We start from the raw sequence: 21,181 nt of genomic DNA on the forward strand, positions 1-21,181 counted from the left end.
GTTAATTTTGCTGTGGGGTGCACCGGTACGTTGCGGGGGGCGCGGGCCCCCCAATGTTTGGGGTGCGGGTGGGGCGGGGTCATCCGGCGGCCGGGGGGCCGCGGCTCAGTTCTGGTGGTTGTCGGTGTACGGGATCAGGGCGAGCTCGCGGGCGCGCTTGATGGCCGTCTGCAGCTGGCGCTGGTACTTGGCCTTGGTGCCGGTGATGCGGCTGGGAACGATCTTGCCGTTCTCGGTCAGGTACTGGCGCAGGGTGTTGAGATCCTTGTAGTCGATCTCGACCACGCCCTCGGCGGTGAACTTGCAGAACTTGCGGCGGCGGAAGAACTTGCTCATAGGGGTCTCCGGTCTCAGGCAGCGTCGTCAGACGGGGCAATGCCCACGCTGGACTCATCATCGTCACGGCGCGGGCGGCGCTCGCTCTTCTCGTCCTTGCTCTTCATGATCATCGACTGCTCGGTGACGGCTTCGTCACGGGCGAGGACCATGTGGCGCAGCACGGCGTCGTTGAAGCGGAAGCCGTCGACGAGCTCGGTCAGGATCTTCTGGCCGACTTCCACGTTCATCATCACGTAGTGGGCCTTGACCAGGTTGTCGATGGAGTACGCCAGCTGGCGGCGACCCCAATCTTCGAGACGGTGGATCTTGCCGTTGTCGCCCTCGATCAGCGTCTTGTAACGCTCGATCATGGCCGGCACCTGCTCGCTCTGGTCCGGATGGACCATGAAAACGATTTCATAGTGACGCATGGTTTTGTTTCCTTGTGGATGCGGCCGGGATGGCCTGGCAGCCCCCGGCCGAAGTGCCGTGGAGCAAGGTCTCCCCAGGACGGGGAGCCGGCAATTATGCCCGAACCCCCCTTCCCTACGCAACTCAAGGACTTGCAGGCCCCTTCAAACCGTTTCAGCCGGGCTTTGCAGCCCTTCGCCGGGCGCACCGGAGGGGGAAGCCCCCTTGGCAAGGGGGCGCGCCGGAGGCGCGGGGATCGGCAGTGATGAGCGGGGGCCCGCGACCTGCGCAGCAGGTCGTGGGGTTTGAGGCGAATGCCTCAAGCCGTCGTGAAGGACTCGCCGCAGCCGCACTCGGCCGACACCCGGGGGTTGCGGAAGACGAACTGCTGGTTCAGGCCCTGGTTGACGAAGTCGATCACGGTGCCGTCCACCTGGGGCAGGCTGTCGGCGTCCACGCGCACGGCTACGCCGTCGGTTTCGAACACGGTGTCGTCGGGGCCGGCGGCCTTGGCGATGTCCACCACGTAGGCAAAGCCCGTACAGCCCGACTTGCGTACTCCGAAGCGCAGGCCGATGCCGCCCGGCGTTTCGGCCAGGTAGGTCCGGATACGGTCGACGGCGGCGGGGCTGAGGGTGACGGCCATGGGGGTGGACCTCTTCGGGACTGGGTCGAGTATACGACCGCTGCGTGAATGCACGCCTGCGGGTATCCTTGCAGACCTCACCTAGATGGGCCCCAGCGCCCGGGATTCAAGAACATGGCAGTGGTCAGCGTCCAACAGGCGTTGTCCGGGGCGACCGCCCCGGGCACTGAAGTCACGGTCCGCGGCTGGGTCCGCACCCGGCGCGATTCCAAGGCCGGGCTGAGCTTCGTGAACGTCAGCGACGGCTCCTGCTTCGCGGCGATCCAGGTGGTGGCCCCGGCCGACCTGGCCAACTACGAGGACGAGATCAAGCGCCTGACTGCCGGCTGCTCGGTCGTCGCCCACGGCGTGCTGGTGGCGTCGCAGGGCCAGGGCCAGGGCTTCGAGATCCAGGCCACCGGCATCGAAGTGGTCGGCTGGGTCGAAGACCCGGAAACCTACCCCATCCAGCCCAAGGCCCATTCGCTCGAGTTCCTGCGCGACGTAGCCCACCTGCGCCCGCGCACCAACCTGTTCGGCGCGGTCACCCGCATCCGCCATTGCCTGGCCCAGGCCGTGCACCGTTTCTTCCACGAGAACGGCTTCTACTGGATCAGCACGCCCATCATCACCACGTCCGACGCCGAAGGCGCGGGCCAGATGTTCCGCGTGTCCACCCTGGACATGCAGCGCCTGCCGCGCGACGCCAAGGGCAACGTGGACTTCTCGAAGGACTTCTTCGGCAAGGAAACCTTCCTCACCGTGTCCGGCCAGCTCAACGTCGAGGCCTACTGCCTGGCCCTGAGCAAGGTCTACACCTTCGGCCCGACCTTCCGCGCCGAGAACTCCAACACCACGCGCCACCTGGCCGAGTTCTGGATGATCGAGCCGGAAATCGCCTTCGCCGACCTCAACGACGACGCCAACCTGGCCGAGGCCTTCCTGAAGTACCTGTTCAAGGCCGTGCTGGCCGAACGCGGCGACGACCTGGCCTTCATCGCCGAGCGCGTCGAAAAGACCGCCATCAGCAAGCTCGAGGGCATCATCGATTCGCCGTTCGAGCGCATCGACTACACCGAAGCGGTGCGCCTGCTGCAGAAGTCGGGCCACAAGTTCGACTTCCCCGTGGAATGGGGCCTGGACCTGCAGACCGAGCACGAGCGCTGGCTGACCGAAGTGCACATCGGCCGCCCGGTGGTGGTGATGAACTACCCCGAGCAGATCAAGGCCTTCTACATGCGCCTGAACGACGACGGCAAGACCTGCGCCGCGATGGACGTACTGGCCCCCGGCATCGGCGAGATCATCGGCGGCAGCCAGCGCGAGGAGCGCCTGGACGTGCTGGACGCACGCATGGCGCACTTCGGCCTCGACCCGGCGCACTACGGCTGGTACCGCGATTTCCGCCGCTACGGCACGGTGCCGCACGCTGGCTTCGGCCTGGGCTTCGAGCGGCTGGTGGTTTACGTCTGCGGCCTGAGCAACATCCGCGACGCCATCCCCTACCCGCGCGCGCCCGGCCTGGCGACGTTCTGAGGCCGACGTGGGCGCCGGTTCACTGCTGATCTTCCTGTTCCTGGGGCTGGCCGGCTCGGCCGCGCCGGCGCATTTCGGCTTCCGGGTGCTGGCGTTCCGCCACCAGCTGGACCGGAAGATTCCGTTCGCACCCGGCACCGAAGACGGCGGCTGGGGCTACAGCTGGTGGCTGATGCGCTGGCGGCACCGCGCGGCGCACGACAGCAACCTGAACTTTTTCGCCGGCATCACCGCCGGCAGCGGCTGGCTGGCCTTGATCGGGGCAGTGGGCCTGGTGATACAGATCGCAATGCAGTAGGGAGTTGGCCATGAGCGACAGCGAGAACGACGGTTACGACCCGCGCGACACCACCGGCGACCAATGGTGGCTGGCGGTACTGCCGCGCATGCTGGTCTGGTCGCGCCTGCGGGTGCTGGAAAGCGGCGTGGCCGAGGTGTTCGACTGCGACGGCCGGGTCAACATCTACGAAAGCGAAGACATCGCCCGCTCACAGCTGCTGGACGCCGACTTCCGCGAGCTCGACGGCATGGACGCCGACGACGCCGAGGCCTGGGGCCTGGACCTGGAGGAAATCGAGCCGCCGCAGGGCGAGGACGACGACGCGCTGCGCGAACTGATGATGCAGCCGCTCAAGACCCCGCTGTCGGGCAAGGACTGGTGAGCAGCGTCCTGCAGGGCCGGCATGCGCTGGTCTGCGGCGGCACCGAGGGCATCGGCCTGGCCACCGCGCAGGCCCTGGCCGCGATGGGTGCCGACGTCACCGTGCTGGCACGCCGGCCCGAACGGCTGGCCGAAGTCGCGGCCGCCCTGCCCCGCGTTCACGACGGCCAGCACCACCGCCACGTGGCCGCCGACGCCGCCGACACCCCCGGACTGTCTTCTGCCGTGGCCGGACTGTGCGCCCAGTTCCCGGTGCACATCCTGGTGAACAACACCGCCGGCCCCCCGGGCGGCCCGGCCCACGCCGCCGCGCCCGACACTTACGAAGCCGTGTTCCGCCAGCACCTGCTGGCCAACCAGGTGCTGGTGCAGGCCGTGCTGCCCGGCATGCAGGCCGCCGGCTGGGGCCGCATCGTCAACGTCATCTCGACCTCGGTGAAGGAGCCCATCGCCAACCTCGGCGTTTCCAACACCATCCGCGGCGCCGTGGCCGCCTGGGCCAAGACCCTGGCCAGCGAACTCGGCCCGTCCGGCATCACGGTCAACAACGTGCTGCCGGGCTATACCCGCACCCAGCGGCTGGACCAGATCCTGGCCGAACGCGCCGCCGCAACCGGCAAGCCGGCCGACGACATCGCGCGCGCCATGCTGGCCACCGTGCCGGCGGGTCGCTTCGCCGAGCCGGCGGAAATTGCCGCCGCCATCGCGTTCTTGTCCTCTCCTTCGGCCGGTTACGTTAACGGTATCAACCTGCCCGTCGACGGCGGCAGGACCCGTTCGCTCTGAGGTCACTAGCATGGATGCCAACGCCCGCTGGAACGACCGCGTCCCGTTTGCCGCCAAAGTGATGGTGCTGCGCGACGACGAGGCCTGGGTAGGCGAAGTCACCGACCTGTCCGAGGGCGGCTGCGGCCTGTTCCGGCCGGCCGACTGCACGCTGGAAGTGGCGCAGATCGTGCGCCTGGTCTTCTTCGACGAAATCCAGGCCGGCCCGGCCGTGGTGGTGGACGCCCGCGTGGCGCGGGTGGAAAACGGCTCGCTGGGCTTCGAGTACCACGAAACCCAGGCCGTGCCGCCGGTACGCGCCTGACACCACACGCGGCCTGCACGTCGCGCCCGGCAATCTGCGCCCATGCCTGAAGGTCCTGAAATCCGCCGCGCCGCCGACCAACTCGCCAAGGCCGTGGTGGGCCAGCCGCTGACCGGCGCGTTCTTCGCCTTCCCCGAACTCAAGCGCTACCAGCGCAGCCTGGTGGACCACCGAATCCGCGCCATCGAGCCGCACGGCAAGGCCCTGCTGACGCATTTCGACCACGGCCTGACGCTCTACTCGCACAACCAGCTGTACGGCGTATGGAAAGTCGCCAAGGCCGGCGAGCGGCCCGACACCACGCGCCAGCTGCGCGTGGCGCTGGAAACGGGCAAGAAGGCGATCCTTCTGTACTCCGCGTCCGAAGTGGAAATGTGGAAGACGCAGGACCTGCCGCGGCATCCCTTCCTGGCCAAGCTCGGCCCGGACGTGCTGGACCTGCGCCTGGGCACCGACACCGTGGGCGAGCGCCTGCGCAGCAAGCGCTTCGCCGGGCGATCCCTGGTGGCGCTGCTGCTCGACCAGGGCTTCCTGGCCGGCATGGGCAACTACCTGCGCTCGGAAGTGCTGTTCCTGGCCGGCATCGCGCCCAACCGCGCGCCCAAGGACCTCGACGACGACGAGGTCGAACGCTTGGCCCATGCCCTGCTGGACGTGCCGCGCCGCAGCTACGCCACCCGCGGCATCCGACGCTCGGCCGGCATGAGCGCCGATTACCTTACCGACACGCCGGCCGGATTCCGCTTCGAGGTCTTCGACCGCGAAGGCGAGCCCTGCCGCCAGTGCGGCGACGTGGTGGTGCGCCACGAGCTGGGTGGCCGCCGCCTGTATTGGTGCAAGACCTGCCAGTCCTGAGCTGGCTCCGGGGCATCAGTACCTGTCCGTATCGGCACCTGCACGGGTAAGCTGGCCGCCATGGAAATGCGGCTTACCCACCTGATCAACGGCGAGGCCCGCAGCGCGGACGCGGGCGCCTGGCTGGAGGTCTTCGAACCGGCCACGGGCCAGCCCTACGCCCATTGTCCCGAAGGCAGCGCCAGCGACGTGGCCGACGCCGTGGAAGCCGCCCGCGTCGCCTTCCCCGGCTGGTCCGCCCTGCCCGCCGCCGATCGCGCCGCCTGGATCGGTCGCCTGGCCGATGCGCTGGAGGCCCGCGTGGACGATTTCGCCGCGGCCGAATCGCGCGACGTCGGCAAGCCGCTGTCGCTGGCGCGAAACCTCGACATTCCCCGGGCGGTGGCCAACCTGCGTTTCTTCGCCGCCGCGGCCACCCAGTTCGCCAGCGAATCGCACGGCGCCCCGGGCGTGGTCAGTTACACCCTGCGCCAGCCGCTGGGCGTGGTCGGGGTCATCAGCCCCTGGAACCTGCCGCTGTACCTGTTCACCTGGAAGTTCGCGCCGGCCCTGGCCGCGGGCAACTGCGTGGTCGGCAAGCCCTCGGAAGTAACGCCGGTGACGGCCTGGATGCTGGGCGAACTGGCGCGCGAAATCGGTTTCCCGGCCGGCGTGTTCAACATCGTGCTGGGGCGCGGCCACGTGGTTGGCCAGGCGCTGGTGGACCACCCGCGGGTCAAGGCCATCAGCTTCACTGGCAGCACTGCGGTGGGCGTGCGCATCGCCGAAAGCTGCGCCCGCTCGCTGAAGAAGACTTCGCTGGAGCTGGGCGGCAAGAACGCCACCCTGGTGTTCGCCGACGCGCCGCGCGCCAGGCTGCTCGACACCGTGCTGCGCTCGGCCTTCCTCAACTCCGGGCAGATCTGCCTGTGCGGCTCGCGGCTGCTGGTGGAGCGCGCGTACTACGAAGAGTTCCGCGACGCCCTGGTCGCCCGGGCCCAGGCGATGGTGGTCGGCGACCCGGCCGATGCCGCCACCCACCTGGGCCCCGTGGTGTCGAAAGCCCACTTCGACAAGGTGATGGCCTGCATCGAACTGGCCCGCCAGGAAGGCGGCCGCGTACTCTGCGGCGGCGTGGCGGTGCAGCCCGAAGGCCGCTGCCGCGACGGCTGGTTCATCGCGCCGACGGTGATCGAGGGGCTGGGGCCGTCCTGCCGCACCAACACCGAAGAGATCTTCGGGCCGGTGGTCACGCTGCAGGCCTTCGACACCGACGAGGAGGCCCTGGCGCTGGCCAACGCAACACCCTACGGCCTGTCGGCCAGCGTCTGGACGTCGGACCTCTCGCGCGCCCATCGCCTGGCCGAGAACCTCGACGCCGGCGTGGTCTGGGTCAACACCTGGATGAACCGGGACCTGCGCACGCCCTTCGGCGGCGTGAAGCAGTCGGGCCTGGGCCGCGAGGGCGGCTGGGAAGCGCTGAGGTTTTTCACCGACGCCAAGAGCGTCACCATCGACCTGGGATAGGACATGCCGCTGAGGGTACTGCTGGACCGCAACAAGGCCTGGGCCGACGCCATGCGCGCGCAGGACCCGCAGTTCTTCCGCCGCCTTTCGCAGCAGCAGGCGCCCAAGTACCTGTGGATCGGCTGCTCGGATTCGCGCGTGCCCGCCAACCAGATCACCGGCCTGCAGCCGGGCGAAGTGTTCGTGCACCGCAATGTCGCCAACGTGGTGGTGCACACCGACCTCAATGCGCTGAGCACCATCCAGTTCGCGGTGGACGTGCTGAAGGTCGAACACATCCTGGTGGTGGGGCACTACGGCTGTGGCGGCGTGCATGCTGCGCTTACCGGCGCCCGGGTCGGGCTGGCCGACAACTGGCTTCGCCACGTGGGTGACGTGTGCAACAAGCACTCCGAGCTGATTGCCGAACTTGACCTTGAATCGCTGCGCCACGCGCGCCTGTGCGAACTGAACGTGGTCGAACAGGTGAGCAACGTCTGCCAGACCACCGTCGTCCAGGACGCCTGGGCGCGCGGCCAGGCGCTGAGCGTGCACGGCTGGGTGTATTCCCTGCTGGACGGCCGGGTGCGCGAACTGGGCATGGGCGTGGACTCGATGGACCAGCTGCCGGTGGCCTACGCCATGGCCATGGACACCATCCGCCGCAGCGGGGAGGCACTCAAATGAGCGAAATCATCCAGACCGACACCGCGCCGCACCCGGTGGGCCGCTACCCGCATGCGCGCCGCGTGGGCCAGCTGCTGTTCCTGTCGGGCATCGGCCCGCGTACGCCCGGCAGCAACGCCATTCCCGGCAACGTCTACAGCGCCGACGGCCGGCTGATCGATTACGACATCGTCACCCAGTGCCATTCGGTGTTCGGCAACGTGCGCGCCGTGCTCGAGGCCAGCCACTGCCGCTGGGAGTGGCTGGCGGACGTCACCGTGTACCTCACCGACATGTCGCGCGATTTCCACGCCTACAACGGCGTCTGGGCCGAGTATTTCCCCGACATCAAGAAGGCGCCCTGCCGCACCACGCTGGGCATTACCGCCCTGCCCACCCCGATCGCGATCGAGCTCAAGTGCATCGCCGCCTTCCCGGAGAACCACCGATGAGCCTCACGCCCGCCTTCAATCTGCAGGCCTGGGTGGACGAGCACCGGCACCTGCTGAAGCCGCCGGTGGCCAACAAGTGCATCGTCGACGGCGATTTCATCGTGATGATCGTCGGCGGCCCCAATGCCCGCACCGACTACCACTGGGACGAGGGCCCGGAGTTCTTCTACCAGCTCGAGGGCGAGATGGTGCTCAGGGTGCAGGAGGACGGCGCCGCGCGCGACATCCCGATCAAGGCCGGCGAGATGTTCTACCTGCCGCCGCGCGTGCCGCATTCGCCCCAGCGCAGCGCCGGCGGCGTGGGCCTGGTGATCGAGCGCAAGCGGCTGCCGCATGAAAAGGACGGCCTGCTGTGGTTCTGCGATCGCTGCAACCACAAACTGTACGAAGAGTTCTTCGCGCTGGAGAACATCGAAACCCAGTTCGGCGCGGTGTTCGACCGCTTCTACCGCTCGCCGTCCCTGCGCACCTGCGCGGCCTGCGGCCATCTCAACCCGGCGCCCGCGCGCTACAACCCGTCGACCTGACCCGTGCCTATCGCCACCGATCTGCTCACCGCCAACCTGCTGTCCCCCGTGGTGCTGGCCTTCGTGCTGGGCATGGTGGCCCGCAGCCTGCGCAGCGACCTGGAAGTGCCTCCGGCCATCCAGGTCTACCTTTCGATCTTCCTGCTGCTGGCGATCGGCATGAAGGGCGCCGTGGCGCTGCGGCAGGACGCGCCCGACAACCTGGCGCTGATGCTGGCGGTCACCGTACTGACCGGCATCGCCACCGCCGCCGTTGCCTACTGGCTGGCGCGGACCTGGCTGCGCGACGACGCCCTGCAGGCGGGCGCGCTGGCGGCGCACTACGGGTCGGTGTCGGCCGTCACCTTCATCGCCGCGCAGCAGTTCACCGAACGCTCGGGCATGACGTCCGAACCGGTGCTGGTGGCCCTGCTGGTGGCGCTGGAAATCCCGGCCATCCTGATCGGCATCGGCCTGGCGCGCGGCGGCGGCAAGCCCAGCTGGCACCAGGTGCGCGAAGTGCTGACCGGTCGCACCGCCATCCTGCTGCTGGGCGGCATGGCCATCGGCGCCATCGCCGGCAAGCAGGGCGTGCAGGCGGTGGACGCCATGTACGTGCAGCTGTTCCAGGGCATGCTGATGCTGTTCATGCTGGACATGGGCATGGTGGCGGCGGGACAGCTGCGGCAGCTTCAGCGCGGCGCGCTGCGGCTGGTGGTGTTCGGCACCGCGCTGCCCCTGCTCAACGGGCTGGTGGGCGCCTGGATCGGCCTGGCCATGGGCCTGGGCACGGCCGGCGCCACGGTGTTCGCCACCATGGTGGCCAGCGCTTCCTACATCGCCGCCCCGGCCTCGGTGCGCGCCTCGCTGCCGGGCGCCGACGCAGGCCGCTGCGTCACCGCCGCGCTGGGCATCACCTTCCCGTTCAACCTGGCCATCGGCATTCCCACTTACGCCGCCTTCGCCGCCTGGCTGGCGGCCCGGGCCGGCGCCTAGGCGGCAAGGGTTAAACTGCGCGCATGCTCAAGATCGACACCCACGCCCACTACCTGCCCCGCACCTGGCCCAACCTGGCCGAGAAGTACGGCGACCCGCGCTTCCCGGTGATCCACCACGAAGACGGGCGCGCGAGGATCTACAAGGACGGCAAGTTCTTCCGCGAAATCTGGTCCAAGACCTGGGACCCGGCCGAGCGGATCGCCGACTACGCCAAGTTCGACGTGCAGGTGCAGGTGCTGAGCACGGTGCCGGTGATGTTCAGCTACTGGGCCAAGCCCCAGCACGCGCTGGAATTGCACCAGTCCCTGAACGACCACATGGCCGAGGCCTGCCGCGACCACCGCCGCCACTGCGCCGGCATCGGCACGGTGCCGATGCAGTCGCCGCGCCTGGCGGTGCAGGAACTCGAGCGCTGCATGGAACAGCTCAACCTGCAGGGCGTGCAGATCGGGTCGCACATCGGCGGCTGGAACCTGGACGCGCCCGAGCTGCTGCCCTTCTTCGAAGCGGCGCAGGACCTGGGCGCCGCCATCCTGGTGCACCCCTGGGACATGATGGGCAGCGAGTCCATGCCCAAGTACTGGATGCCGTGGCTGGTGGGCATGCCGGCCGAACAATCGCGCGCGGCCTGCGCGCTGATCTTCGGCGGCGTGCTGGAAAAATTCCCGCGCCTGAAAATCTGCCTGGCCCATGGCGGCGGCAGCTTCCCCTACACCATCGGCCGCATCGAACATGGCTTCAACATGCGCCCCGACCTGGTGGCCACCGACAACCCGCACAACCCGCGCAGCTACCTGCCGCGCCTGTACTTCGATTCCTGGGTCGCCGACGACCGCGCGCTGCGCTACCTGCTCGACACCGTCGGCGTGCCGCGGGTGATGCTGGGCACCGACTACCCGTTCCCGCTGGGCGAACAAGTGCCGGGCGCCAGCATCGCCGCGCTGGGCCTCACCGAGTCCGAACAGGCCCGGCTCTACCACGGCACGGCGCTGGAATGGCTGGGCCTGCCCGCTTCGAGGTTTGCATGAGCGCCTTCGACCTGGACGCCGCGCCCGAGGCCCTGGACGCCGCCGACCCGCTGCGCGGCTTCCGCAGCCGCTTCCACATTCCGACGCACGAGGGCCACGAACAGGCTTATTTCTGCGGCAACTCCCTGGGCCTGCAGCCCACCGCCGTGCGCGCCGCGCTGATGCAGGAGCTGGACGACTGGGCCGCGCTGGGCGTGGAAGCGCATTTCCGCGGCAAGCACCCCTGGATGCCTTACCACGAGACCGTGCGCGAATCGCTGGCCCGCGTCGTCGGCGCCCAGCCGGTGGAAGTGGTGGCGATGAACTCGCTGACCGCCAACCTTCATTTCCTGATGGTGAGCTTCTACCGGCCCACCGCCGAGCGACCGGCCATCGTGATCGAAGCCGGCGCATTCCCGTCCGACCGGCACGCGGTGGCGTCGCAGATCCGCTTCCACGGCTTCAACCCCGACACCGACCTGATTGAAGTGGTGCCCGACGAACCGGCCGGCACGATCTCGATGGCGGCGATCGAACGCGCGATGGCCGAACACGGCCACCGGGTGGCGCTGGTGCTGTGGCCAGGCGTGCAGTACCGCACGGGCCAGGCCTTCGACCTGCGCGAGATTTCCCGGCTGGCGCATGCGCGCGGCTGCACCGTGGGCTTCGACCTGGCGCACGCGGCCGGCAACCTGCCGCTGCAGCTGCACGACAGCGGCGCCGATTTCGCCGCGTGGTGCAGCTACAAGTACCTCAACTCCGGGCCCGGGGCCGTTGCGGGCGCCTTCGTGCACGAACGCCATGCCCACGCCGACGTGCCGCGCTTCGCGGGCTGGTGGGGCCACGACCAGGCCAGCCGTTTCAAGATGGGCCCTGAATTCGTGCCCTCGCCCGGCGCCGACGGCTGGCAGCTGAGCAACCCGCCGATCCTGGCGCTGGCGCCGCTGCGGGTGTCGCTGGACCTGTTCGCCGAAGCCGGCATGGACCGGCTGCGCGAACGCTCCGAGCGCCTCACCGGCTATCTCGAGGCGCTGATCCGGCGCGACTGCGCCGACGTGCTGCAGGTGGTGACCCCGGCGGTGCGGGCGCGCCGCGGCTGCCAGCTGTCGCTGCGGGTGGCGGGCGGGCGCGAACGCGGCCGCGCGCTGTTCGACTTCCTGTCCGAACGCGGCATCGTCGGCGACTGGCGCGAGCCCGACGTGATCCGCATTTCCCCGGCGCCGCTGTACAACAGCCACGTCGACGTCCGCCGCTTCGCCGCGGCCGTGGTGCTGTGGCGCGAGGCCGGCGGCTAGCGATGGACCTCCCCGGCCTGCGCCGCGATTCCTTTCCCTGACCGCGTCGCGCGCCCCCACTCCTTCCGAACAAGGCAGCCCGTGAATCCTTCCGCCGACCGCAAACTCACCCTGATCGGCGCCGGCCTGGCCGGCGCCCTGCTGGCCACCCTGCTGGCGCGCCGCGGCTGGTCGGTGGACGTCTATGAAAAGCGCCCCGACCCGCGCAACAAGGGCTATGAAGGCGGCCGGTCGATCAACCTGGCGCTGGCCGAGCGCGGCCTGGATGCGCTGCGGCGCGCCGGCCTGCAGGACGTGGTGATGGCGCAGGCGGTGATGATGCGCGGGCGCCTGGTGCATCCGCAGGACGGCGGCCCGCCCACCCTGCAGCCCTACGGCCTGGACGACAGCGAAGTAATCTGGTCGGTGCACCGCGGCCGGCTCAATATCGCCCTGCTGGATGCGGCGGAGGCGGCCGGTGCGCGCATCCATTTCAACCAGCGCCTGGACAGCGTGGACTTCGAGCGACGCGTGGCCCTGTTCGTCAACGACCACGACCGCACGGCGCGCCCGCAGCCGTTCGAGGCCCTGATAGGGTCGGACGGCGCCGGCTCGGGCCTGCGCGAAGCCATGCGCCCGCACGTGGCGCTGGAGGAACGCTTCCAGCCGCTGGGCCATGGCTACAAGGAGCTCGAGATACCGCCCGCCGCCGACGGCGGCTTCCGGACCGATCCCAACGCCCTGCACATCTGGCCGCGCGGCGGGTACATGTGCATCGCGCTGCCCAACACCGAGCACACCTTCACCGTCACGCTGTTCCTGCCGATGCAGGGCGAACCGAGCTTCCGCACCCTGCCCGACCTAACCGCGGCGCGCGAGTTCTTCCAGCGCGACTTCACCGACGCGATGCCGCTGATGCCCGACTTCGACGCCGACTGGACCAACAACCCGGTCAGCGGCCTGGGCACGCTGCACCTGCAGCGATGGCGCATGGACGGGCGCGCCGTGCTGCTGGGCGACGCCGCCCACGCCATGGTGCCCTTCCACGGCCAGGGCATGAACTGCGCCTTCGAAGACTGCCTGGCGCTGGACCGCCACATCGCCAGCGCCCCCGATTTCGAGACCGCTTTCGCCGGCTTCGAGGCCGAGCGCCGGCCCAACGCCGAAGCCATCCAGGCGATGGCGCTGGAAAACTACGTCGAGATGCGCGACAGCGTGGACGACCCCGACTACCTCGTGCAGCGCGCACTGGAACAGGCGCTGGCGCGCCGGCATCCGGGCCACTTCGTGCCGCGCTATTCGATGGTCAGCTTCACCTGCGTGCCCTACGCCACCGCGTTCGAGCGCGGCAAGCTGCAGCGGGCAATCCTGGTGGAAGCCACGCGCGGCTGCGCCACGCTGCAGGACGTGGACCTGGCCAACGCCGATGCGCTGGTGCGCGAACGCCTGCCGCCGCTGCCTGCGGTGCCGGCATGACCGCCGGACGCGCGCGCTGACGCCATGGCCGCCTCCTTCCTCTGGTACGACCTGGAAACCTTCGGCCGCGACCCGCGCCGCACCCGCATCGCCCAGTTCGCGGCCATCCGCACCGACGCCGACCTCAGGCCGGTGGGCGAACCCATCAGCCTGTTCTGCCGGCCCGCCGACGACCTGCTGCCGTCGCCCGGCGCCACCCTGATCACCGGCATCACGCCCCAGCGCGCGCTGGCCGAGGGCCTGCCCGAGGCCGAATTCATGGCCCGCGTGGCCGACGAGATGATGCAGCCGCAGACCTGCGCGGTGGGCTACAACTCGATCCGTTTCGACGATGAGTTCGTGCGCTTCGGGCTGTACCGGAATTTCCACGACGCCTACGAACGCGAATGGCGCAACGGCAATTCGCGCTGGGACCTGCTGGACGTCCTGCGGCTGGCGGAGGCGCTGCGGCCCGAGGGGCTGGAATGGCCCCTGCGCGAAGACGGTGCGCCCAGCTTCAAGCTTGAACACCTGGCCGCGGCCAACGGCGTGCGCGAGGGCGACGCACACGAGGCACTGAGCGACGTGCGCGCCCTGATCGGCCTGGCGCGCCGGTTCAAGACCGCCCAGCCCAAGCTGTGGGACTACGCCTTCGAACTGCGCGCCAAGCGCAAGGTGGCCGCGCTGATGGACGTGGCCAACATGACGCCGCTGCTGCACATTTCGTCGCGGTACCCCGCCAGCCGCCACTGCGCGGCGCTGGTGGCGCCGATTGCCGTGCACCCCAAGATCGATTCAAGGGTGATCGTCTGCGGCCTGGACGAGGACCCGGCCGCGCTGCTGGCGCTTTCCCCCGAAGACATCGCCGACCGCCTGTACACTCCCGCCGCCGACCTGCCCGAAGGCGAACGGCGCATCGGACTCAAGGAAGTGCACACCAACAAGTGCCCCATCCTGCTGCCGCTGACGCACCTGCGCGACGCCGACTTCGTCCGCCTGGGCATCGACCGCGACGCCTGCCTGGCGCGAGCCGACCAGCTGCGCGCGGCGCCCGGCCTGGCCGAGAAAGTGCGCCGCGTGTTCGCCGCCGAGCGGGCGCGCGAGCCGGCCGACGCCGACGCCGCTCTGTACGACGGCTTCCCGTCCGACGCCGACAAACGCCTGTTCCCGCGCGTGCGCAGCGCCGCCGCGGCCGACCTGGCCGAGTTCGGCCCGCACTTCGACGACCCGCGCTTTGCCGAACTGCTGTTCCGCTACCGCGCCCGCAACTGGCCTGGCAGCCTCGATGCCGCCGAACAGCAGCGCTGGGACGACTACCGGCGCGCGCGCCTGGCCAGCGAAAACGGCCTGTCCGAGTACGATTTCACGAGCTATTACGCCGAGATCGCCTCACTGCGCGCAGGCATCGAGCCCGGGCCCCGCCAGGCCTGGCTGGACGCCCTGGACGCCTGGGGCCACGACCTGGAGCGGCAACTGGCATGAGCGTTTACTTCAGCGAAAAGACCTTCAAGTTCCTGCGCGCCCTGGGCCGCAACAATTCACGCGAGTGGTTCGCCGAGCACAAGCCCGACTACGAAATGCACCTGCGCCAGCCTTTCCTGCGGCTGATCACCGACCTGCAGCCCGACATCGCCGGCATCAGCCTGCACTACCGCGCCGACCCCCGGCAGGTGGGCGGCTCGCTGTTCCGCATCCATCGCGACACGCGCTTTTCCAACGACAAGACGCCTTACAAGACCTGGTCGGGCGCGCGCTTCTTCCACGAGCGCAGCAAGACCGTGCCCGCGCCCTCGTTCTACCTGCACCTGCAGCCCGGCAACTGCTTCATCGGCGCCGGCCTGTGGCACCCCGAGCCCGAAACCCAGCGCCGCATCCGCGGCTTCATGGTGGACAACCCCTCGGGCTGGAAGGCCGCCACGCAGTCGCCGGCGTTCAAGCGCAGGTTCGAGCTCACCGGCGAATCGCTGGTTCGCCCGCCGCGCGGCTACCCCGCCGACCACGAACTGATCGACGACCTCAAGCGCAAGGACTTCGTCGCCGGCGCCGGACTGGACGACGACGTGGTGCTGGGCCCGAAGCTGCGCCAGGCCGTGGCCAGCGGCTTCGCGGGCATGGCGCCGCTGGTGGATTACCTGTGCGCGTCCCTCGACCTTGAATTCTGACGGAGCCCTGGCATGAGCATCGACACCCTGGCCAGCTGGCACGACCTGGTGGCCACCCGCAACACGCGCGGCATCGCGCCGCTGCTTTCCCAGGACGTGGTGTTCCACTCGCCCGTGGTGCACACGCCGCAATTGGGCCGCGCGGTCACCACGCAGTACCTGTCCGCGGCCTTCCACGTGTTCTTCAACGAAAGCTTCCGCTACGTGCGTGAAGTCAGCGGCCCGCACGACGCGATGCTGGAGTTCGAGGTCACCATCGACGGCATCGTGGTCAACGGCGTGGACATGATCCGCTGGGACGACGAAGGCCGGATCGTGGAGTTCAAGGTGATGCTGCGGCCGCTGAAGGCCATCCAGCTGATCCACGCGAAAATGGCCGCCATGCTGCAGGCGCAATCGCCCACGCCCTAGCCCGGAATGGCGCGGCGCAGCATCGAAATGTGTTGACCGTCACGGTTTTATCCGTAGTCTCAACCACCATACGCCGGCGCATTGGAGTGCCGGCTTTTTGTTGGACGGGGCTACGCAGGGACGGGAACACCGCGTCAGGCATCGAATCTCTGGGGAGGGAATCGTGCGATATCTACTCTTGGCTGCCCTCGCAGCCGCTTCAAGCGTGTCCAGCGCCAACACCGGCGTCGCCTTCGTGCACGGCACCGGCAAGCAGACCAACGCCACCGCCGATTACTGGAAGCCCGAGTTCGTCAACAACGTGCGCGGCGGCCTGGTCAATCCGGCCAACTACGTGGTGATCAACTGCGACTTCACCAAATACATGTGGGATGCGGCGGCCGGTGGCTGCCTTGCGGGCCAGCTCACGGATTTCATCAACACCCAGGGCATCACCCGGCTGATCGTGGTCACGCACAGCAACGGCGGCAACGTGATGCGCTGGATCCTGTCCAACCCGACCTGGGACAGCCGCTACCCGAACATCATCGCCAAGACCGTGCGCGTGAACGCGCTGGCGCCCTCGTCGGCGGGCACGCCGCTGGCCAACGCGGTGATCTCGGGCAACATCTTCGAGACCTCGCTGGGCTGGCTGGTGGGCCAGAAGAACGACGCCGTTCGCATGCAGCAGACCAGCTGGATGGCCAGCTACAACGCCAACTGGCTGCAGGGCACCGCGGGCCGCCCGGCCCTGCCCCGTCTGTTCCGCACCGTGGTCGGCACCGACGTGGACTCGGCCATCTGGGACGGCGACAGCTACTGCGGTGGCTACATCGAGAACGTAGGCCTGGAGACCACGCAGCTGTGGCTGAACTCGTGTTCCGACGGCTTCCTCGAGTGCTCCAGCCAGTCGGCCGCGGGCAGCGTGTGGTTCCAGGACAAGGCGCGCATGGCCGGCAGCGAACCGCTGTCGCACAACCAGAGCCGCCGGGCCTGCTTCGGCCTCGACAACATCCTGCGCACCGACATGAGGTCCTGAGCCATGAACAAGAACCTCGCGTTTTGCCTGATATCCCTCGCCGTATCCGTCGCTTTCTCCGCACAGGCCGGCACGCTGCTGCCGCCCGGCGCTGCCGACCAGTCGCCGTCGCGCCTGCAGGCCGCGCCCGCGCCGGTGGGTGAATTCGAACGCCAGCCCGTCGCCTTCGCCTGGGCGCTCGATCCGGAGGCTGTGTTGGACGCGCAGGCGCCCTTCCTTGCCGAAAGCCGCGAGTTCTGGGCCGTGGCGCAAGCCAGCGAACTGCAGGCCGGCCTGGCCATCGACACCACCGCCGCCGGCGCCGTGATCCGCATCAGCCCGGCCCAGGGTAGCCGCGCGGTGGATCCCGACCAGGTGCGCATGTTCAAGAACGGCCGCCTGATCCCGGAGCCGCAAAGCTTCCAGCGCAAGACCAATGCCGCGCAGCTCAAGGCCGCGGGCATGGACGTGCCGGACGGTTCGGCCATCGTGCAGTTGGCCAAGGAACAGGGCCAGGGCCGTTTCCAGGTGCAGATGACCGACGCCAAGGGCCGCTACCTGGTGCACGTGTACGAGCCCGAAAGCCCGTTCGTGTTCAGGGCGCAGGCTGATCGCAGCCGCGTGCTGGCCGGCGACACGCTGGAAGTGGCGGCGGCGATGCAGCGCGGCGACGACACGCTGGCCCTGGCCAACAACCAGGTGGCCGGCGTGCTGGTGTCGCCCTCGGGCCGCAGCTACGACCTGGCCTTCAGCAGCGGCAGGGCGCGCCTGCAGCTGCCCGACGACGCCGGCAGCGAGCCGGGCCTGTGGGAAGTGCAGCTGTCGGCCGGCACCTTCGCCGACGGCGCCAGCGTGCAGCGCGACGCCAACACGGCCGTGGAAGTGACGCGTCCGACCGCGAAACTGGACGGCGGCTACGGCTTCAACGCCGCGGCCGTGCGCTTCGACCTGCCGGTGCAGGTGGCGGCTCCGGGGCGTTACGAGCTGCGCGGCACGCTGTATGCCACGGCTCCGGACGGCGTCAGCCGCCCGGTTTCGCAGGCGCACATGGCCAACTGGCTGGAACCGGGCCAGCGCCAGCTGGCCTTGGCCTTCGGCAGGGTGAACGTGCCGATGGGCTATGGCGCGCCCTACGAGCTGCGCTTCCTGGAGCTCAAGGACCAGAGCCGCATGGGCACGCTGGACACGCGTGAGCTGGCCCTGCGCGAAGGCCAGGCCCCGCGCCGGGCCATCGCGCCGGCGCCGGCGATGCCGGTGCGCGGCGTGGCCCCGCGCCAGCGCTAGTTCCTGCGGCCGGGGAAACCGGCGATCATGACGGCCGGGCCTTCGGGTCCGGCCGTTTTCTTTTCGGACCCGCCACGGAATGGACGCCAGCCTCCGGCGCTTCTCGCTTTTCTACTTCTTCTACTACGCCGCGCTGGGCGCCTACACGCCCTACATCGGGCGCTGGGTGGACGGCCTGGGCCACAGCGGCTACGTGGTCGGCGCAATGCTGGGCCTTTGGTACGGCAGCCGCATCGTGTCGCCGCCGGTGTGGGCGGCACTGTCGGGCCGCAGTGCCCGGCCGGGCGAATGGTTCGTCGGCGGCTGCGCGCTGACGCTGCTGTGCTTCGCCGGATTCCTATTCACACAGTCGGCCTGGGCGCTGCTGGGCGTGATGGCGGCCTTCGGCCTGTTCTACAACGCGGTGATGCCGCAGTTCGAAGCCATGACGCTCACCGCGCTGGGCCCGCGCACCGATTTGTACGGGCGGCTGCGGGTGTGGGGCTCGATCGGCTTCCTGCTGGTGGCCTCGAGCTATGGCGCGCTGATGGACCATTTCGGCGACCGCGCGTTCCCGTGGCTCACCCTGCCCCTGTTCGCCGCGATGCTGGTGGCCGCGTGGCCGCACCGCCACGACACGCCGCCCGCGCACGTGGACACCGTGGAGGACGCCGGCCACCTGTGGAAGCGCCCCGGCGTGCGCCGCTTCCTGCTGATGGCGCTGCTGATGCAGGTCGGCTTCGGGCCGTTCTATGTCTTCTACACCCTGCACATGCAGGCGGCCGGGCATTCGGGCGCGGCCATCGGCATGCTGTGGGCGATCGGCGTGCTGATTGAGATCGCGATGTTCTGGCAGGCGCCGAAACTGATCGGGCGCTTTGGCGCCAGCCGCTTGTTGATGGTGTGCATGGCGGTGACCGTGGTGCGCTGGACCGTCACCGCGCTGTTCGCACACTCGCTGCCGGTGATGATGCTGGCCGCCAGCACGCACGCGCTGAGCTTCGCGGTCTTCCACGCCTGCGTCATGCGCCAGATGTCGACCTTCTTCCCCGGCAAGCGCGCCGCCGCCGGCCAGAGCCTGCTCTACGGCTTCAGCTCCGGCGTGGGCGGCGTGCTGGGCGCGGGCATGGCGGCGCTGGCGTGGGAAAGCGCCGGCGGCGGCAGGCTGGCGTTCCTGCTGGGCGCGGCGGTGACCGTGGTGGCGTGGGTTGTCTATGCGCTGCGGCGGCAAACGCCTCTGAGGGCACGCCAGAGCTGAAACAGGCCTCTGGCTGGCGGTGCCCCCAAGGCTATGGGCCGCACCAACCACCAGGCCGACCAATGGCAAACAGCCAGTGCGGGGCCTGGCTGCGACGGATTGTCTGCCTGAGGCGACCAGTCTAAGCTCACGAAAAGTCTTGGCTTCCAGGCTCACCGCTATGGCGCCGCTTATGTGTTTTTCCGGTCATTTTTGTCCGGATGTTTGGTAGATGGGCTTCAAACTCACTTCATCAACTCGACACAGGGAAACTCTGGTGAAACCAAGACTCGCGATAGCACTTTCGTTCCTCATTCTCGCTTCCCCAGCGATCCTGGCCTGCGATTCCGACGCGGACTGCGCGAACGATGAGATCTGCAATGACGAAGGCATGTGCGTTCCTGATGGCAAGCCAGACATCCAAGAGTTTCTGAAGAACAACGAGACTCTTGAGGGAAGCGTAATACTCACGGAAGAGTTCAAGAGCGGCGACGCAGCTGACAAGGATCTATGCGGTCTGCGCTGGGTCCGTGATGAAGGCGGGATCAGCGTTTGGCGCGCCCAGCGAGCAACAAACGTCTGGGTGAACGAAACGGCCGCATACGGCGGGGTAACTCGCATTCTGGTCAGCTTGGCTGCTGGCAACCTCTTGAGACTGAAGATAGGAAGACAGGGACTAACCTGCGCGTAGACCCGACGTCGCCCTCCCTGCCGGGCTCAGAACGCGAGAGCAACAATTTCGGCGAACGGTATAGCTTGGCAGGCTTCAGATGCCCAGTGAGTCGTGAAGACCTGGACCAATCCTTAGCCTTCGTTGGTGACGCCGAACGGAACATGCCCGGTGGCGACGTGGCGGCTGGCGTTTTCGATGTTGTGGCGGGAATCGTCGAAGAAGATGTCGGCGCCGAAGGCCTCCAGGAACGGGCCCTTGTCGCGGCCGCCCAGGAACATGGCTTCGTCCAGGCGCACGCCCCACTCGCGCAGGGTGAGGATCACGCGCTCGTGCGCGGGCGCCGAGCGGGCCGTGACCAGGGCCGTGCGCAGCGGCGATTCCTCGCCCGGGGGGAAGGCCGCCTGCAGTTCGTGCAGTGCTGCCAGGAAGCCACGGAACGGGCCGCCCGAGAGGGGCTCGTTGACGCGGCTGGACTCATTGCTGTGGAACGCCGCCAGCCCCGACGTCTGCGAAACGCGTTCGGATTCGTCGCCGAAGATCACCGCGTCGCCGTCGAAGGCGATGCGCAGCTGCGGGTGCGACGGCTCGTAGGCGGTGGCCGGCAGGATGGTGGCCGCGGCGAAGCCGTGTTCCAGCGCGCTGCGCACCGAAGCCGGGTTGGCCGACAGGAACAGCTGGGCGCCGAAAGGCTTGATGTAGGGCCAGGTTTCGGCACCGCTGGTGAACACCGCGCGCACGATGCCCAGGCCGTAGTGGCGGATGGAATTGAAGATGCGCAGGCCGGTGTCGGAGGAATTGCGCGACAGCAGCACCACTTCCACGCGGGGCGATTCAGCCGGCGCGCCGGCGTTGAGCGCCAACAGTTTGCGCACCAGCGGAAAGGCCATGCCCGGCGCGAGAACGTCTTTCTCGCGCGCCCGCTGGAACTGGGCATAGGCCTCCAGCCCGTCGGCGTTGAACAGCGCGTGGCTGTGCTCCAGGTCGAAAAGGGCGCGCGCGGTGATGGCCACCACGAGGCGTTCGGCGGGGTTCTCAGGCTTGGCGGATAGCGGGCTCATGGGGGCAGTGTGCGCCGTGCCGGTCTCACGGAGTGAGAGC

General features: G+C 68.8%; 25 protein-coding genes. 21 read left to right on the forward strand and 4 right to left on the reverse strand.

Translation table 11 applies throughout. The features are described from left to right. Positions 1–105: 105 nt before the first annotated feature. The 3 genes from rpsR to K0M70_RS12190 all read right to left on the reverse strand — a co-directional run bounded on the left by rpsR (position 106) and on the right by K0M70_RS12190 (position 1,375). A complete protein-coding gene (rpsR, locus tag K0M70_RS12180; protein WP_290782315.1) occupies positions 106–336 on the reverse strand; it encodes a 30S ribosomal protein S18 in 231 nt (76 codons plus the stop codon). Positions 337–350: 14 nt separating this feature from the next. Next, the gene (gene rpsF, locus K0M70_RS12185) at positions 351–749 is read right to left on the reverse strand and encodes a 30S ribosomal protein S6 (RefSeq protein WP_290782317.1); all 399 of its coding nucleotides are present in this window, start codon (positions 747–749) and stop codon (positions 351–353) included. A 299-nt stretch (positions 750–1,048) separates the two neighbouring features. Continuing rightward, entirely contained in the window at positions 1,049–1,375 is a 327-nt protein-coding gene (locus tag K0M70_RS12190) for an iron-sulfur cluster assembly accessory protein (protein WP_290782319.1), read from the reverse strand. Positions 1,376–1,489: 114 nt separating this feature from the next. On the opposite strand from K0M70_RS12190, the gene asnS reads away from it, so the two are divergent. The 21 genes from asnS (at position 1,490) to K0M70_RS12295 (ending at position 20,101) form a co-directional block, all read left to right on the forward strand. Beyond that, positions 1,490–2,890, forward strand: coding sequence for an asparagine--tRNA ligase (asnS, locus tag K0M70_RS12195; protein ID WP_290782320.1), 1,401 nt, complete (start codon positions 1,490–1,492; stop codon positions 2,888–2,890). A gap of 7 nt (positions 2,891–2,897) precedes the next feature. Continuing rightward, a complete protein-coding gene (locus K0M70_RS12200) occupies positions 2,898–3,188 on the forward strand; it encodes a hypothetical protein (RefSeq protein WP_290782321.1) in 291 nt (96 codons plus the stop codon). Between the two features lie 10 nt (positions 3,189–3,198). Next, complete coding sequence (locus K0M70_RS12205; RefSeq protein ID WP_290782323.1) at positions 3,199–3,552, forward strand: hypothetical protein; 354 nt, start codon at positions 3,199–3,201, stop codon at positions 3,550–3,552. Beyond that, positions 3,549–4,337, forward strand: coding sequence for an SDR family oxidoreductase (locus K0M70_RS12210; protein ID WP_290782325.1), 789 nt, complete (start codon positions 3,549–3,551; stop codon positions 4,335–4,337). Before K0M70_RS12205 ends, K0M70_RS12210 begins: the two co-directional genes overlap by 4 nt. A 10-nt stretch (positions 4,338–4,347) precedes the next feature. Beyond that, entirely contained in the window at positions 4,348–4,641 is a 294-nt protein-coding gene (locus K0M70_RS12215) for a PilZ domain-containing protein (protein WP_290782328.1), read from the forward strand. A gap of 42 nt (positions 4,642–4,683) precedes the next feature. Then, positions 4,684–5,496 (forward strand): endonuclease VIII, encoded by an 813-nt coding sequence (nei, locus tag K0M70_RS12220; RefSeq protein ID WP_290782330.1) that lies wholly within the window; start codon positions 4,684–4,686, stop codon positions 5,494–5,496. Between the two features lie 60 nt (positions 5,497–5,556). After that, positions 5,557–7,002, forward strand: a complete 1,446-nt coding sequence (locus K0M70_RS12225; protein WP_290782332.1) for an aldehyde dehydrogenase — start codon at positions 5,557–5,559, stop codon at positions 7,000–7,002. A 3-nt stretch (positions 7,003–7,005) separates the two neighbouring features. Next, the gene (gene can, locus K0M70_RS12230) at positions 7,006–7,668 is read left to right on the forward strand and encodes a carbonate dehydratase (protein ID WP_290782334.1); all 663 of its coding nucleotides are present in this window, start codon (positions 7,006–7,008) and stop codon (positions 7,666–7,668) included. Further along, positions 7,665–8,099, forward strand: coding sequence for a RidA family protein (locus K0M70_RS12235; protein ID WP_290782335.1), 435 nt, complete (start codon positions 7,665–7,667; stop codon positions 8,097–8,099). Before can ends, K0M70_RS12235 begins: the two co-directional genes overlap by 4 nt. Beyond that, positions 8,096–8,626 carry a 3-hydroxyanthranilate 3,4-dioxygenase gene (locus K0M70_RS12240; protein ID WP_290782337.1) on the forward strand — a complete coding sequence of 177 codons (531 nt, stop codon included), beginning with the start codon at positions 8,096–8,098 and terminating at the stop codon, positions 8,624–8,626. The genes K0M70_RS12235 and K0M70_RS12240 overlap by 4 nt, the downstream gene beginning before the upstream one ends. Positions 8,627–8,629: 3 nt before the next feature. After that, positions 8,630–9,601: a sodium-dependent bicarbonate transport family permease gene (locus K0M70_RS12245; protein ID WP_290782339.1), complete on the forward strand. Its 972-nt coding sequence runs from the start codon at positions 8,630–8,632 to the stop codon at positions 9,599–9,601. A gap of 23 nt (positions 9,602–9,624) precedes the next feature. Beyond that, positions 9,625–10,632, forward strand: coding sequence for an amidohydrolase family protein (locus tag K0M70_RS12250; RefSeq protein WP_290782341.1), 1,008 nt, complete (start codon positions 9,625–9,627; stop codon positions 10,630–10,632). Further along, positions 10,629–11,906, forward strand: coding sequence for a kynureninase (kynU, locus tag K0M70_RS12255; RefSeq protein ID WP_290782342.1), 1,278 nt, complete (start codon positions 10,629–10,631; stop codon positions 11,904–11,906). Before K0M70_RS12250 ends, kynU begins: the two co-directional genes overlap by 4 nt. A gap of 81 nt (positions 11,907–11,987) precedes the next feature. Further along, positions 11,988–13,361 (forward strand): NAD(P)/FAD-dependent oxidoreductase, encoded by a 1,374-nt coding sequence (locus K0M70_RS12260; RefSeq protein WP_290782344.1) that lies wholly within the window; start codon positions 11,988–11,990, stop codon positions 13,359–13,361. A gap of 24 nt (positions 13,362–13,385) precedes the next feature. Next, entirely contained in the window at positions 13,386–14,822 is a 1,437-nt protein-coding gene (gene sbcB, locus K0M70_RS12265; protein WP_290782345.1) for an exodeoxyribonuclease I, read from the forward strand. Next, on the forward strand, positions 14,819–15,502 hold the full coding sequence (locus K0M70_RS12270; RefSeq protein ID WP_290782347.1) for a DUF2461 domain-containing protein: 684 nt from the start codon (positions 14,819–14,821) through the stop codon (positions 15,500–15,502). The genes sbcB and K0M70_RS12270 overlap by 4 nt, the downstream gene beginning before the upstream one ends. A gap of 12 nt (positions 15,503–15,514) precedes the next feature. Continuing rightward, positions 15,515–15,913: a nuclear transport factor 2 family protein gene (locus K0M70_RS12275; RefSeq protein ID WP_290782349.1), complete on the forward strand. Its 399-nt coding sequence runs from the start codon at positions 15,515–15,517 to the stop codon at positions 15,911–15,913. Positions 15,914–16,058: 145 nt separating this feature from the next. After that, on the forward strand, positions 16,059–16,931 hold the full coding sequence (locus K0M70_RS12280; protein WP_290782363.1) for a hypothetical protein: 873 nt from the start codon (positions 16,059–16,061) through the stop codon (positions 16,929–16,931). Between the two features lie 3 nt (positions 16,932–16,934). Further along, positions 16,935–18,194: a DUF4785 domain-containing protein gene (locus K0M70_RS12285; protein WP_290782350.1), complete on the forward strand. Its 1,260-nt coding sequence runs from the start codon at positions 16,935–16,937 to the stop codon at positions 18,192–18,194. A 79-nt stretch (positions 18,195–18,273) separates the two neighbouring features. Further along, complete coding sequence (locus K0M70_RS12290; protein ID WP_290782351.1) at positions 18,274–19,431, forward strand: MFS transporter; 1,158 nt, start codon at positions 18,274–18,276, stop codon at positions 19,429–19,431. Between the two features lie 256 nt (positions 19,432–19,687). Then, a complete protein-coding gene (locus K0M70_RS12295; protein WP_290782353.1) occupies positions 19,688–20,101 on the forward strand; it encodes a hypothetical protein in 414 nt (137 codons plus the stop codon). 113 nt (positions 20,102–20,214) lie between these two features. Here the strand turns inward: K0M70_RS12295 and K0M70_RS12300 are convergent, their stop codons facing one another. Then, positions 20,215–21,141: a 5'-nucleotidase gene (locus tag K0M70_RS12300; protein WP_290782354.1), complete on the reverse strand. Its 927-nt coding sequence runs from the start codon at positions 21,139–21,141 to the stop codon at positions 20,215–20,217. Positions 21,142–21,181 lie beyond the last annotated feature (40 nt).

Origin of the sequence: Arenimonas sp., from assembly GCF_019459675.1 — a bacterium.
Lineage (GTDB): Bacteria > Pseudomonadota > Gammaproteobacteria > Xanthomonadales > Xanthomonadaceae > Arenimonas.